The following is a 13,642-nucleotide window of genomic DNA, read 5'->3' as shown; positions in this document are numbered from 1 at the left end:
GAGCGCACGCGACGGCGCCCGGACCGTAGGCTTGATCGCTGTGTCGAAAGTCCTGAATTCCATTCCCGTCGGCGAACGTGTCGGCATCGCCTTCTCCGGCGGCCTGGACACCTCGGTCGCCGTTGCCTGGATGCGCGAGAAGGGTGCCGTCCCGTGCACCTACACCGCCGACCTCGGGCAGTATGACGAGCCCGACATCGACTCGGTCCCCGGCCGTGCCGGGCAGTATGGCGCAGAGTTGTCGCGCCTGGTCGACTGCAAACGCCAGCTGGTCGAAGAAGGTCTGGCTGCCGTCGCGTGCGGCGCGTTCCACATCCGCAGTGGCGGGCGCATCTACTTCAACACCACTCCCCTCGGCCGCGCGGTGACCGGCACCCTGCTGGTGCGCGCGATGCAGGAGGACGGCGTCTCGATCTGGGGCGACGGGTCGACCTACAAGGGCAACGACATTGAGCGGTTCTATCGCTACGGCCTGCTGGCCAACCCCGGTCTGCGGATCTACAAGCCGTGGCTGGATGCCGCCTTCGTCGACGAACTCGGTGGCCGCCACGAGATGTCGCAGTGGCTGGTCGCGCGTGATCTGCCCTATCGCGACTCCACCGAGAAGGCCTACTCCACCGACGCCAACATCCTCGGCGCCACACACGAGGCCAAGCGACTCGAGCACCTCGACACCTCGCTCGAGATCGTCGAGCCGATCATGGGCGTCGCCTATTGGGATCCCGCGGTCGCGATCGAAACCGAAGACGTGACAGTGCGATTCGAGCGGGGCCGTCCCGTCGCGATCAACGGTTCGTCTTACGACGACGTGGTCGAGCTGTTCCAGCTCGCCAACAGGATCGGCGGACGTCACGGCCTGGGCATGTCCGACCAGATCGAGAACCGCATCATCGAGGCGAAGTCCCGGGGCATCTACGAGGCGCCGGGCATGGCGCTGATCTTCGCGGCCTACGAGCGTCTGGTGAACGCGATCCACAACGAGGACACCATCGCGCAGTACCACAACGAGGGCCGTCGTCTCGGCCGCCTGCTGTACGAAGGCCGTTGGTTCGACCCGCAGTCGCTGATGATCCGCGAGGGTCTGTTGCGCTGGGTCGCCTCCGCCGTGACCGGCGAGGTGACGCTGCGACTGCGCCGTGGCGACGACTACTCGATCATCGACACCCGCGGCGATGCGCTGAGCTATCACCCCGACAAGTTGTCGATGGAACGCACCGCGGATGCGGCGTTCGGCCCTACGGACCGCATCGGTCAGTTGACGATGCGCAATCTCGACATCGCAGACACCCGCGCCAAGCTCGAACTGTATGCCGGTCTGGGTGCACTGCCCGAGCGTGAGACCGACCTCGTCGGTGAGCTGAAACCCGGTGGTGCTGCGTCGATCTCGGCGAATCCGGCAGTGTCCGACGAGGACGAGGCGCTCGACCGCGCAGCCATCGACTTCGGCGTCGACTGACCGTTGGCTACGCATGTGGTGACCGACACCGCCTTGGTGATCGAAGGCGGTGCGATGCGCGGCACCCATACGGCCGGCGCGGTGGTCGCGCTCATCGAGGCGGGCATCCGGGTGTCGTGGGTGAGCAGCATCTCCGCAGGCTCGACGAATGCGTCCAACTACCTGACCCAGGACGCCTGGCGCGCGAAGGCGTGCTTCACCACGTTCGCGCAGGACCCGAAGTTCGGTGGCTGGCGAAGCTTCGCGCGAGGGAATGGCTTCTTCAACTCGAAGTACATCTACACCGAGTCCGGACTGCCAGGAGCCGCAGTGCCTTTCAACTGGCAACGGTGGTCGGAGTCGACCGATCAGTGGCGGATCGGTGCTTTCGACGCCACCGACGGCCGCACCGTCTACTGGGGACGGGAAGACATGCCGACGATGCACGATGTGTTCGTACGGGTGCAGGCGTCGTCGTCGATGCCGGTGCTCATGCCTGCGGTCCGGATCGACGGCCATCAGTACCTCGACGGTGCCATCGGGTCCTCCGGTGGTGTGCCACTGGATGCCGCCCAGGCCGACGGTTTCGAGCGCTTCCTCGTGCTGCTGACCCAGCCGCGAGGCTTCGTCAAAGCTCCGCAAGGCCACGAACGGGCGCTACGCACATACTTCCGCAAGTACCCCGCCGTCGCGGAGGCGATGCGCACCCGCGCCGACCGCTACAACGCGACCCGCGATGAGTTGCTTGAACTCGAAAAGTCCGGCCACGCATACCTATTCACTCCCGAACACGCATTGGTGTCGAACGGTGAACGCCGGCTGGATGTGCTCGAGCGGACCTTCCAGGACGGTTACGAGCAGGCCGTTCGCGAGTTGCCCGCCATTCGCGAATTTCTAGGCATCGACAACTCAGCCACCAGCTGATCCGGTCCGTCCGCAGGCTGCCACACCTGCGGATCGGCAAACTTATGAACCGGTCGGCACCGAATCCGCGTCGATGAAGGCAACCGGCTTGCCCACCTGGCGTGCATATGTGATCTCTGCGCGAACCGACTCACCGACATACCCACCGGGGTTGACGACCAGAACGCGATCGGCCAGGTCGATCTTGCGCCGGTGAAGCTTTCCGAGCGCGGCGCGTTCGTCCGCCGTCAGAACAACAGCTGTCGTGCCCTCCTCAGCCGGTGCGATGGCCGTCGGCGCCAGGACGACGGCGCCGGCGATGCTTAGTTCCAGTTCCACCGCGTTCATCTGAGCGGCGAATCTCATTGATCCGCAGATACATACGATCTCGGGGTGTTCAGTCTGCGGTACGTCCGGGACAGAAGGGCCCGTCATACGTACGCCTGAATCCGATCGAGCCCTTCGTGCAGTGCGGCGGTGTCCCCGCAGAAACTCAGCCGGACGAAACGTCCCCCGTCGACCGGGTCGAAGTCGATGCCAGGCGCGAGCGCCACGCCCGTCGCCTCGAGCAGATCCGCGCACCACGCCACCGAATCGGACGTCAGGTGCGAGATGTCGCAGTAGGCATAGAACGCGCCGTCCGGTGGTGCGAAGGAGGTGATCCCCAGGGCCGGGAGCCGGTCGAGCAGCACCTGCCGATTGACGGCATAGCGCTCGACGTGGCGCTGGAGTTGCGCTGTCGCCTCGGGCGAGAACGCTGCGACCGCACCATGTTGCGAGACGGCTGGTGCGCAGATCGACAGGTTGGTCTGCAGGACGTCGAACGGCCGGCGCAGGTGCTCCGGCAGCAGATTCCAGCCGACCCGCCATCCGGTCATCGACCAGAACTTGCTGAGCGACCCGAGCACCACAGCATCCCGCGAGAACTCCCACGCGGTGTGCGTCGGGCGGCCGTAGGAGATGCCGTGGTAGATCTCGTCGGAGATGAGCAGCACGTTGTGCTGCCTGCACCAATCCGCAAGCGCCGCAAGCTCATCGGGATCGATGATCGTGCCGGTCGGATTGGCGGGGCTGGCGATGATGAGCCCGGCGACCGGGCCGTCGCTGGCGACGAGTTCCTCGAGTTGGCCGACAGTGGGCTGGAAGCGCGTCCGCTCGCCGCACTGGATCTCCACGACGTCCAGACCGAGCGCGTGCAGGGTGTTTCGGTATGCCGGATAGCCCGGCCGCGCCATCACGATCCGGTCCCCCGCATCGAAGGCCGTCAGCAACAACGTGCTGAATCCTCCGGATGAACCGCTGCTGACGACAACCTCGTCCGGATCAATCGTCACGCTGTATGTCGCCTCGTAGTGCCGGGCGATCGTCTCTCGCAAGGCCGGTATGCCGTTGCCCTCGGTGTAGCCCAGCTGTTCTGCATCAACCGCCTCGTGGACCGCGTCGAGCACGGGCCGTGGCGCAGGGGTCGACGGCTGACCGACGCACAGCAGGATCATGTCTCCGTGCGACCGCTGGCGCACAGCGGCAGCCCGCAAAACCTCCATGACGTGGAAGGGCGGAACGACGCTGCGGGCAGACGGTGTCATCGGTATGCCGGGTGCTCGGGCCACGGAACGTCGGCTGGTCGAAGCGAAGACCAGTTCTGTTGACGTGCAACGGATCCCGCGAGAACTGACGCGACCGCGATGCCATTGTGCAGGCGGCCCTCCAGCGCAGCGGTGACTGCATCGTCCAGGCTGATCCAGCCGGTCGGCATGTCAGCCTCCTCGCCCTCCCGGTCGAATCCGTCCGCCGTCGCCGGGAACACGTCGCGTGCCAGAAAGACCCGCAGGTTCTCCGACGAGGCACCGGGTGAGGTGAACAGGTCCAGCAGCACGTGCCACTCGTGAGCGTCGAGGTCGGCCTCCTCGCGCAACTCGCGAGCGGCAGCATCGCGCGGATCCTCCCCCGCGATGTCGAGCAGGCCCGCCGGGATCTCCCAGTCGAAGGTCCCGACCGGGTGACGGTACTGCTGGATCAACACCACCTCTTCGGCGCCGGGTTCACCGCGCAACGCGAGTACGGCGACTGCTCCGGTATGCCGCACGTAGTCGCGCGTCACGTGCCCCGCCTCGCCGAGATCGACATCGTCGGTCACGACGTCCCAGACACGGCCGTGGTAGGCCAGCTGTGACGACGTGACGTGCTGGGGCGCGAGCCGGTCGGCGATGTCGGCAGGCAGCACCGGGTGCGTTCCGCTCATGCGAACGTCATTGCGCCGCAACGGCTTCGACCGCCCGAGGGCGTTCGACCTCGACCAGTCGCGCGGCGCGCTGCTGGTCGATCGCCGCACCGATCAAGCCGGCGAACAACGGGTGCGCACGGTTCGGCCGCGACAGGAACTCCGGATGGGCCTGTGTCGCAACGTAATACGGGTGCACCTCCGCCGGCAGCTCGACGAACTCGACGAGCCCGCCGTCCGGCGACAGGCCCGAAAACACCAGACCCGCTGCCTCCAACTGGGCGCGGTAGGAGTTGTTGACCTCGTACCGGTGGCGATGCCGTTCTGAGACGTCGGTCGCGCCATACGCGCCGGCAACGACGGAACCGTCGGCGAGCTTCGCCGGGTAGGCCCCCAGTCGCATCGTGCCGCCCAGGTCACCGGCACCGTCGACGAAGGCCTTCTGCTCTTCCATCGTCGCAATCACCGGAGCCGGCGTGTCGGGGTCGAACTCGGTCGACGACGCACCCTCGATGCCCGCGACATTGCGCGCGTGCTCGATCACCATGCACTGCAGGCCGAGGCAGATGCCCAGCGTCGGCACCTGCCGCTCGCGCGCCCAGCGCAGTGCGCCGAGCTTGCCCTCGATGCCTCGCACGCCGAAACCACCGGGCACCAGAATCGCGTCGACGCCGTCGAGTGCCTTGGCCGCACCGGCCGGAGTCGCGCAGGTGTCGCTGGCGACCCAGCGGATCTTGGCCCGCGCATCGTGGTGGAAACCGCCGGATCGCAGCGCTTCGGTCACCGACAGATAGGCGTCCGGCAGGTCGATGTACTTGCCGACCAGCGCCACTTCGACCTCGTGCTCGGGGTGGTGCACGCGCTCGAGGAGTTCGTCCCAGGAATGCCAGTCGACGTCACGGAAGGGCAGTCCGAGACGCCGGATGACGTAGGCGTCGAGGCCTTCGGCGTGCAGCACCTTGGGGATGTCGTAGATGCTCGGCGCGTCGACTGCCGCAGCGCACGCCTCGGTCTCGACGTCGCACATCAGCGAGATCTTGCGCTTGATGCTCTCGGGAATCTCTCGATCTGCGCGCAGCACAAGGAAATCCGGCTGGATGCCGACCTGGCGCAAGGCAGCGACCGAGTGCTGGGTCGGCTTGGTCTTCAGCTCACCGCTGGGTGCGAGATAGGGCACGAGCGACACGTGCAGGAAGAACACGTTGTCCCGCCCGACGTCCTGGCGCACCTGGCGTGCCGCCTCGAGAAAGGGCAGCGACTCGATGTCACCGACGGTGCCACCGATCTCGGTGATGATCAGGTCGACATCGGGTGCAGCCTGAGCGCGCATCTGCGCCTTGATCTCGTTAGTGATGTGCGGGATCACCTGCACCGTGTCGCCGAGGTACTCCCCCCGGCGCTCCTTGGCGATGACCTCGCTGTAGACCTTGCCGGTCGTCGCGTTGGCGTCGCCGGCGAGGTTGACGTCGAGGAAACGCTCGTAGTGACCGATGTCGAGGTCTGTTTCGGCGCCGTCCTCGGTCACGAAGACCTCACCATGCTGGAACGGGTTCATGGTGCCCGGATCGACATTGATGTAAGGATCCAGCTTCTGCATCGTCACGCGCAGGCCACGCGCGCGGAGCAGATGTCCGAGGCTCGAGGCCGACAGCCCCTTGCCGAGCGAAGAGGCAACGCCTCCGGTCACGAAGATATGTTTCGTCTGCTCCACCACGGGCTCTCAGTCTACGTCACCGGGGCCGCCGTGTCGCCGTTCGCCGACGTCAATCCTCACGTATGTCGAATGCCGTTGTCTCACAACGTTTTTCGTTGTGCATCCTGTAGAAGCTCCCGCGCGTGTTCCCGGGCTGTCGCGCTGTCGTTGCCGCCCAGCATGCGCGCCAGCTCGCTCAGCCGAGCTTCGTCCTCGACGGCGCTGACGCCACTGGCGGTGATGTGGCCGTCGCTGGATTTGTGCACGACAAGGTGACGGTCGGCATACGCTGCGACCTGCGCCAGGTGGGTCACGACGATCACCTGGGCGTTCTGGGCCAGCGCCCGCAGGCGTGCGCCGATGTCGAGTGCGGCGGCGCCGCCCACCCCGGCATCGACCTCGTCGAAGACGAAGGTCGGCACGCCACCGGAGGAACTGACGACCTCCAGCGCGAGCATGACGCGCGACAACTCTCCACCGGAGGCCGCCTTGGCGACGGTACGCGCCGGGGCGCCGGCATTGGCGGCGAGCAGGATCTCGACCTCGTCGACGCCATGTGGTGTCCGATGCCCCGGATCGGTGGTGACCTGCACCTTCGGACTCGCCGAACCCATTGCCAGATAGGCGAGTTCGCCCGTGACAGCCTTCTCCAGCTTGCGCGCCGCGGCCGTCCTGGCCTTGGTGAGGGCGGCCGCCGCTGTGGCGACGGCAGCGTCGAGTTCGCCCACTTGCGTGGTCAGCAGTTGGATGCGGTCGTCCGAACCCGCGAGTTCGGCGGATTCGGCCGCCGCGGCACGGCTCCACTGCAGGACGTCCTCGATGCTCTCGCCATACGTGCGTAGCAGGCCGGTCAGCTCGGCCCGCCGCTGCTGCACGTGCTCCAGCCGCCCCGGGTCGACGTCCAGATCTGCCAGGTATGACGCAAGGTCGGCACCCACGTCCGCAACCAGGATCGTGAGTTCGCGCAGCCGCGCGTCGATCGCAGCGAGCGCGTCGTCGTGTTCGACCACCGACGAGAGAGCATGCCGGGCACGCGCCAGGAGTTCTCCGACATACGCGCCGTCTGGCAAATCTTCGTTCCCGACGATGGCATCATGCGCCACCTGAGCGCCCTCGCGGAGGCCGTCGGCATGGATCAGCCGTTGCGCCTCGGCTGCGAGGTCGTCATCCTCGCCGGACTGCGGATCGACGCGTTCGATGGTCTCCAGCGCCGCGGTGAGCATCTCCAGCCGTTGGGCCCGCTCACGGGCGTGGTCGGTGAGCAACGCGAGTTCGGCACGAGCGGCTGTCCACGCGTCATACGCGACGGAGTAGCTCGTCCGTGCTGTCGCGACGGGTCGGCCACCGAAGTCGTCCAGCATCACGCGGTGCTGCTCAGGACGTTGCAGCCGCCACTGGTCTGCCTGTCCGTGCACCGCGACAAGGTGCTCACCGAGTTCGGCGAGCACTCCGACCGGCACGCTTCGGCCGCCGACATGAGCGCGGGAGCGACCGGACCCGGCGACAGTTCGGGCCAGGATGAGATCGCCATTGTCGACGTCGGCGCCGGCGTCGAGCGCCCGGATTAACGCCGGATGCTCCGACGGCAGCTCCAGCAGGCCTTCGACGGCGGCTCGGTCGGCGGTGGAGCGCACCAGCGCCGCGTCGGATCGGCCACCGAACAGCAGGCCGAGACCCTGGACCACCATCGTCTTACCCGCCCCGGTCTCACCGGTGACGACGTTCAGCCCCGACGACAGCTCCAGCAAGGCATCATCGATGACGCCCAGGCCTTGAATTCGAAGTTCGCGCAGCACGCCGCCAGCGTAACGACGGGTCGGCGTCAGTCCGGACGGCCGCCCACAGGCTTGCCGCGCCAGCCGGACACGGACAGGTCGAACTTCGCAACGAGGCGGTCGGTGAACGGCGCCGAGCCCAGGCGGGCCAGGCGCACCGGAGTGTCACTGCGACGCACCTCGATACGAGCCCCTTCGGGCAGGTCGAAGGATCGGCGGCCGTCGCACCAAAGCACAGCGTGGGCATCGGCCGCGCCCGAGACCAGATCGATCGCGATGCGCACGTCGTGGCTGAGCACGAGTGGCCGGGCGAACAGCGCATGCGCGGAGATCGGCACCACGAGGATGGCACGGACACCGGGCCACACGACCGGCCCGCCGGCCGAGAAAGCATAGGCCGTCGATCCGGTAGGCGTCGCCATCACGACGCCGTCGCAGCCCCAGGTCGACAGCGGGCGGCCGTCGATCTCGAGAGTGACCTCGAGCATCCGCTCACGCGCTGCCTTTTCGACGGATGCTTCGTTCAGCGCCCAGTTGGTCCACAGCGACTGCCCGTCGACGAAGGCCTCGATCTCCAGCGTCTCGCGTTCCTCGACCTTCCAGTCGCGGTGGGCGATCTTGGCGACGGTCCAGTGGATGTCGTCACGCTCGGCCTCGGCGAGGAAGCCCACGTGTCCGAGGTTGATGCCCAGCAGCGGGACGCCGCTGTCGCGCACGGTCTCAGCGCCGCGCAAGATCGTGCCGTCCCCGCCCAGGACCACGGCAAGCTCGCAACCGTCAGGTCGCGCGCTCTCATGCGCGGTGACGCTCGGCATGTCGAGCACACCGAAGGCCTCGAGTTCCTCGGCCGCACCGGTGACTTTGATGTCGTGCGCGGCAAGATCCTGCACGAGGGTGGCCGCGACGTCGACTGCTGAGGGACGTCGGGGGTGTCCGACGAGCAGAATGCGGCGGCTCATGCCGGCTCCTGCGCCAGTACCTGGGTGATCGTCGTTGAGATCTGCACGTCGTTCATCTTGCCCTCGGCGATGGGACGCGCCCACAGCAGGTATTCGTGATTGCCGGTCCCGCCCGAGATCGGGCTGGCGGCGAGGCCGTGAACGTGCAGGTGTGCATCTGCGACGGCGTTCAGGACAGTGACCAGCGCGCGTCGTCGCTCCGTCACGGAGGTGACGACCCCTGTGCGGGCCAGCCGCTCGCGGCCGACCTCGAACTGCGGTTTGACGAGGGTCACCAGATCACCGGCATCGCTGACCAGGTCTGCCAGCTGCGGCAAGACCAGGGTGAGGGAGATGAAGCTGAGGTCGGCCACGACAACCGGAGCCGTTCCCCCGATCGAGTCCGCTGTGACGTCGCGGATGTTGGTGCCGGGCAGATCGACGACGCGTGGATCCTGGCGCAGTTCCTCCACTAGTTGCCCGTGCCCGACGTCGAGGGCGACCACTTGACTGGCGCCGTGGTGCAGCAACACCTGGGTGAATCCCCCGGTCGAGGCTCCCACGTCGACGCAGCGTTTGCCCTCGATCATCACCGGGAACGCCTGCAGAGCGGCCAGGAGTTTGTATGCCGCTCGCCCGACCCATGGATCCTGTTCACCGTCGACGGTCAGTGCAGCAGGATCCACCTGCTGAGCCGCCTTGGTCACGACCGCTCCGTCCAGGCGCACCTGACCGGCGTCGATGAGTTCACGAGCGACGGCTCTTGAGCGAGCGAGTCCGCGTGAGACGAGCCCTTGATCCGCACGCATCCGGTCAGCCGGCGAGATCGGACAGCCGCTGCTGCAGTTGCCGATGAACCGCCGTGACATCCGCAACCTGGGAGTCGAGATCGGCCTTGTCGGCTGCGTCGGCCCTATCGGCTGCATCGCTTGTGCCGGCTGTGCCGCCATCGGTCGCCGCAGTGTTGTGCGAGCCGGCCGGCGCCTCGTCACTCACGTCAGCGGGCGTTTGACTCGACCGCAACTCTTCCGGATGCGGCAGACCCATCAGCGCCCGGTCGACGTGTTCGTCTCCGGTGGGTTCGAAGCGCTCGTCATGCAAGGCCTCTCCCGGCGGTGTCGGCGGCCCGGGTTGCGGCATCGCTATCGGTGGCATTGGGCGCGGTCCGGCATTCATCGTCTGGTGTCCCGTAGCGGCGGAATCTTGACCGGTCACGGGCTGCGAAGCGGGGTGTGTCACACGTTCCTCAGGGTTTGGTGGTCGTCGTCGGAGCAGTCGTGGCCGGCTTCGCGCCATCAGCCTTCTTGGCGACCACCTTCTTCGCACGTGCCTTCGTCGCCGGTGCTGTCTTGCCGACAGCCTTCTTGGCAGTCGCCTTCGCCGGGGTCGCCTTCTTGGCAGTCGCCTTCGCCGGGGTCTTCTGAGCAGCCGCCCTTTCCGCCACAGTCTTCTTGGCGACAGCCTTCTTGGCGGCGGCCGTCTTTGAAACCGTCTTCTGTTTCGGCGATCCACTCTTCTGAGCAGCGGTGCTTGCGGATGCGCCGCTGTCCGGGCGGCCTACGGCGGCGCGACCGGCCGTGCGGGTGACGGCGCGGCGGCTCGGACGCACCGCACCGGACCTCGGCTCGTGCTGCTCCCGACCTCCGAGAGAGCGACGGAGGTCGACCACCTCGTCTTTGAGTCGGTTGATCTCCGTCCGAGCTGCAGCCAACTCCGCAGTCGTGGTCAGACCGACCCGCTGAAGTTGACTCTCCAACTCCTGCTGCACCAGATCTCGGACCATCTCCCGGTTGGCCGAAGCCGCCGCGAGCAACTCGTCTGCGATCGTGCCGGCTTGGGCGGCCACCTGGCCGGCTCTGGCCGAGGTACTGCCCACCATCGGCAGATCCAGCAACGTACTTGCTGCCTCAAGAGCTCTGGCACGAGTGAGTTCACCCGCGCCCGTGACGATCTGCAGAGCGGTTCGAACGCTGTCCAATGCCATCAGGAACTCCTTGAAGGTGCCAGATCGTGCGCGACCTGGAGCGTGTCGGACGCTGTCGTACAGAGAAAGGCCCGCCGACCGCCTCGCTCAGGTTACTGCGCCGCCGTCACCGCCGACACCGCCGACGCGACCGAGACCTTCCCCCGATCGAGTGCGGACCACAGCACACGCAACGCCAGCCGGAGCCGAATGACGTCGGCTTGCTCCGGTGCGACGCTCGCGTCTCCTTCGAAGGCCACCCGAGGCTTGTCGGCGGAACCCTTCAGCGATGCCACCAATCCACTGGCCGACCACCGGTCGTCCGCGTCGTGAATAGGCTCGTCATACGGTGCCGACAAGGTTCTCAGATCGGTCCCGATGTACCGGGGCCGGTGACTCTTCGGCGCCCGGACCAGGTCCTGCGGCCCGTGCACTCCCGTCAACACGAGCAGTGAATCCATCCCTGCGGCATGCGCTCCCGCGATGTCGGTGTCCAACCGATCACCCACTCCGAGGGTGTGAGCAGCGTCCTGACCCAACTGGCGTGCAGCAAGCTCATACATCAGCGGCCCAGGCTTGCCGACGACCTCCGGATCGGAGTCCACGGCGATGCGCACGGCGGCCACAAGGGACCCGTTGCCGGGCGCGACCCCCCGATTCGTCGGCAGGGTCAGATCATCATTGGTGGCAATCCACCTCGCTCCGCTCTGTATGGCGTAGGCCGCCTCCGCCAGGTCGCTGGCTGAGACCGAAGCGCCATAACCCTGCAAGACTGCAGCAACAGCTCCGGTGGGGCCATCATCGGCGCTGTGCTGCACCGGAATCTTTGGCGTGAGTCCGACCGATTCCAGGGCACGGGCGACCCCATCACCGCCGATGGCCAAAACCTGGGCACCCGGCGCGAGCGCGTTGCGCAGAACGGTCGCACCGGCCAGCGCACTTGTGAGCACCTCAGCGGGTTCGGCCGCCACACCAAGGGACTGCAGTTGTCGCGCGACGTCCGTTGGCGTGCGCGACGCGTTGTTGGTGGCGAAGACGATGCCGGTCCCAGCATCACGCAGCGACGAGAGCGTGTCGACAGCATGCGGCACCGGGTCCGGGCCGCGGTAGACGACGCCATCCAGATCGAAAACCATCGCCGGGTAGGACCTCATCAGGGGGATGCTCACCGCGGCATTGTCTCCCACCCTGGTGCAACACATGAAACGTTGCCGGTAGGACGACTACGTGCCCTGTGCCGCGTGTCAAAACGATGGCCGGCGAAGTCGGACCGATGACGCCTCCACTTCATAACGACTGGCGACGGCCGTCCCCGCACGCCAGAAGCGACGCCGCAAGGCACCTTCCACCTCGATCGCTTCGGTGCCGAGCAGTCGCTTGGCTGCCCGTCGGCTCGAGGCGGACCAGCATGCGACGTCGATCGTGTCCACAGAGGGTGTGCGCGGAGTCCGCGATGCGGACTTCTGCGATCGAGGCACCACCAGCCGCAGTTGGACCACCTCGTCACCGCTGGGCAGCACCCGCGCCTGCGGTGGCGCGCTGAGCCGGCCGATCAGCCGGACATCGTTGACGCCCTCGACGTCGGCGACCATGGACCCTGCTGCACCTCCCGGGGTTGCCGTACCGTCCACGAAACTCTTCTTGGTTGCCATCTTCACTCCGAACAATGGATTCGCATCTGTGTTCGAATCAGTGTCCAGGTGGAGCGCCCGCGACGGGGCCAGAAACAGAGTGACCTGTGGACAGGCCGCCGTCATACATCACCCAGTGGACGATGAAGGCGGAGACCGCGACCTCAACCTTCGCCTTCAGTTGCTCCCGTTGCCCTCGTCAAACGTGGGCATCGATGCCGGACCGCTCGAGTTCGGCCCGCTTGTCGTGCTGCCTGAACCCGCATCCGAGGGTGACGGCGCATCGGGACCTTCGCCGGATCCGGCAAAGGGCGTCCAGACAGCAGCCTGCCCGACGTCCGTCACCGCATGCACAACAGAGGCTTCATCCGGGAGTGCGTTCGGCACCTCATCGTCGGGCAACTCATCGTCAGCCAGCAGGTCTGTCATGACGATTCCGTCGAGCTCATCAATGCGTTCGCCCGCGTCGGTCTCCTCGGCTTTGTCGGCATCAAGCGCCTTGCTGAACCACTCACGAGCCGTGGAAGGGTCACCTGTCGCCAGCACCGCTTCCGCATAGGCGTAGAACAGTCGCGCCGCCCACGGTTGGGATCTCGCGTGATCCAGCGCCGGGATGCGCAGCACCATGACCGCCGCTTCCGGCTGGCCGAGATCACGACGGACGCCGGAGACGACGATCGCGAGCTCGATGTTGTCGGCCTCAGCGAGTCCCTTTGCCTCAGGCGACGCAGCCAGGTCGAGGGCTCGGTCGTACCGCTTCAAGCCACGCTCGCAATCGACGAGATACGGCAGCAGGTGGTTGGACCCGGACAACCGCTTCGCGGTGCGGAACTCACGTATGGCGTCAGAGAACTCCCCACGGCGGTAGCGCACGAGGCCAAGCGCCTCTCGGACCGCCGGAACGCGGCCGGCCCGACGCGCCGCATGTTCAGCGTGTGCCAAGGCTAGATCGGGATCCTCCTCGAGCAGTGTTGCAGCAGCAACGAGGTGTTTGGCGACCCCTTCAGCGTTCTCCTTGGTGAGAGTCCGAAGTTCGCGCCATACCGAACGGTCGAGTTCTTTGCCGGTGATCTCCTCGTCCAG

At 66.6% G+C, this 13,642-nt stretch carries 14 protein-coding genes; 2 read left to right on the top strand and 12 right to left on the bottom strand.

Annotated features, from left to right (window positions below):
* Window positions 1-40: 40 nt before the first annotated feature.
* Both argG and BKA23_RS06405 read left to right on the top strand, forming a co-directional pair.
* Window positions 41-1,456: an argininosuccinate synthase gene (argG, locus tag BKA23_RS06410; RefSeq protein WP_145226542.1), complete on the top strand. Its 1,416-nt coding sequence runs from the start codon at window positions 41-43 to the stop codon at window positions 1,454-1,456.
* An 18-nt stretch (window positions 1,457-1,474) separates the two neighbouring features.
* On the top strand, window positions 1,475-2,359 hold the full coding sequence (locus BKA23_RS06405) for a patatin-like phospholipase family protein (protein ID WP_246104489.1): 885 nt from the start codon (window positions 1,475-1,477) through the stop codon (window positions 2,357-2,359).
* A 42-nt stretch (window positions 2,360-2,401) separates the two neighbouring features.
* On the opposite strand, the gene BKA23_RS06400 is transcribed toward BKA23_RS06405, so the two are convergent.
* The 12 genes from BKA23_RS06400 to BKA23_RS06345 form a co-directional block, all read right to left on the bottom strand.
* Window positions 2,402-2,704: a hypothetical protein gene (locus tag BKA23_RS06400; protein ID WP_211841606.1), complete on the bottom strand. Its 303-nt coding sequence runs from the start codon at window positions 2,702-2,704 to the stop codon at window positions 2,402-2,404.
* A 65-nt stretch (window positions 2,705-2,769) separates the two neighbouring features.
* Window positions 2,770-3,924 carry an aminotransferase class I/II-fold pyridoxal phosphate-dependent enzyme gene (locus tag BKA23_RS06395; protein ID WP_145226536.1) on the bottom strand — a complete coding sequence of 385 codons (1,155 nt, stop codon included), beginning with the start codon at window positions 3,922-3,924 and terminating at the stop codon, window positions 2,770-2,772.
* Window positions 3,921-4,580 (bottom strand): NUDIX domain-containing protein, encoded by a 660-nt coding sequence (locus BKA23_RS06390; protein WP_145226534.1) that lies wholly within the window; start codon window positions 4,578-4,580, stop codon window positions 3,921-3,923. Before BKA23_RS06390 ends, BKA23_RS06395 begins: the two co-directional genes overlap by 4 nt.
* Window positions 4,581-4,587: 7 nt before the next feature.
* Window positions 4,588-6,273 (bottom strand): CTP synthase, encoded by a 1,686-nt coding sequence (locus BKA23_RS06385; protein WP_145226531.1) that lies wholly within the window; start codon window positions 6,271-6,273, stop codon window positions 4,588-4,590.
* Window positions 6,274-6,353: 80 nt separating this feature from the next.
* Window positions 6,354-8,048 (bottom strand): DNA repair protein RecN, encoded by a 1,695-nt coding sequence (recN, locus tag BKA23_RS06380; protein WP_145226529.1) that lies wholly within the window; start codon window positions 8,046-8,048, stop codon window positions 6,354-6,356.
* 26 nt (window positions 8,049-8,074) lie between these two features.
* Entirely contained in the window at window positions 8,075-8,986 is a 912-nt protein-coding gene (locus BKA23_RS06375) for an NAD kinase (RefSeq protein ID WP_145226527.1), read from the bottom strand.
* Window positions 8,983-9,834: a TlyA family RNA methyltransferase gene (locus tag BKA23_RS06370; RefSeq protein WP_246104488.1), complete on the bottom strand. Its 852-nt coding sequence runs from the start codon at window positions 9,832-9,834 to the stop codon at window positions 8,983-8,985. Before BKA23_RS06370 ends, BKA23_RS06375 begins: the two co-directional genes overlap by 4 nt.
* Window positions 9,779-10,105, bottom strand: coding sequence for a hypothetical protein (locus tag BKA23_RS06365; protein WP_145226525.1), 327 nt, complete (start codon window positions 10,103-10,105; stop codon window positions 9,779-9,781). Before BKA23_RS06365 ends, BKA23_RS06370 begins: the two co-directional genes overlap by 56 nt.
* A gap of 106 nt (window positions 10,106-10,211) precedes the next feature.
* On the bottom strand, window positions 10,212-10,949 hold the full coding sequence (locus BKA23_RS06360; RefSeq protein ID WP_145226523.1) for a hypothetical protein: 738 nt from the start codon (window positions 10,947-10,949) through the stop codon (window positions 10,212-10,214).
* A gap of 92 nt (window positions 10,950-11,041) precedes the next feature.
* Window positions 11,042-12,097 carry an HAD-IIA family hydrolase gene (locus BKA23_RS06355; protein WP_246104487.1) on the bottom strand — a complete coding sequence of 352 codons (1,056 nt, stop codon included), beginning with the start codon at window positions 12,095-12,097 and terminating at the stop codon, window positions 11,042-11,044.
* A 75-nt stretch (window positions 12,098-12,172) separates the two neighbouring features.
* A complete protein-coding gene (locus BKA23_RS06350) occupies window positions 12,173-12,580 on the bottom strand; it encodes a single-stranded DNA-binding protein (protein ID WP_246104486.1) in 408 nt (135 codons plus the stop codon).
* A gap of 156 nt (window positions 12,581-12,736) precedes the next feature.
* A complete protein-coding gene (locus tag BKA23_RS06345) occupies window positions 12,737-13,501 on the bottom strand; it encodes a tetratricopeptide repeat protein (protein ID WP_246104485.1) in 765 nt (254 codons plus the stop codon).
* Between the last annotated feature and the right edge of the window lie 141 nt (window positions 13,502-13,642).

Origin of the sequence: Rudaeicoccus suwonensis (genome assembly GCF_007829035.1) — a bacterium.
GTDB classification, from domain to species: domain Bacteria; phylum Actinomycetota; class Actinomycetes; order Actinomycetales; family Dermatophilaceae; genus Rudaeicoccus; species Rudaeicoccus suwonensis.
This window is presented reverse-complemented; position numbering and strand designations above follow the sequence as displayed.

Bases quoted from the DNA above. Each gene is read 5' to 3' on its own strand.
- BKA23_RS06350 (WP_246104486.1), bottom strand. From the start codon at position 12,580: ATGGCAACCAAGAAGAGTTTCGTGGACGGTACGGCAACCCCGGGAGGT.
- BKA23_RS06375 (WP_145226527.1), bottom strand. From the start codon at position 8,986: ATGAGCCGCCGCATTCTGCTCGTCGGACACCCCCGACGTCCCTCAGCA.
- BKA23_RS06390 (WP_145226534.1), bottom strand. From the start codon at position 4,580: ATGAGCGGAACGCACCCGGTGCTGCCTGCCGACATCGCCGACCGGCTC.
- BKA23_RS06360 (WP_145226523.1), bottom strand. From the start codon at position 10,949: ATGGCATTGGACAGCGTTCGAACCGCTCTGCAGATCGTCACGGGCGCG.
- BKA23_RS06365 (WP_145226525.1), bottom strand. From the start codon at position 10,105: ATGCCGCAACCCGGGCCGCCGACACCGCCGGGAGAGGCCTTGCATGAC.
- BKA23_RS06395 (WP_145226536.1), bottom strand. From the start codon at position 3,924: ATGACACCGTCTGCCCGCAGCGTCGTTCCGCCCTTCCACGTCATGGAG.
- BKA23_RS06400 (WP_211841606.1), bottom strand. From the start codon at position 2,704: ATGAGATTCGCCGCTCAGATGAACGCGGTGGAACTGGAACTAAGCATC.
- BKA23_RS06370 (WP_246104488.1), bottom strand. From the start codon at position 9,834: ATGTCACGGCGGTTCATCGGCAACTGCAGCAGCGGCTGTCCGATCTCG.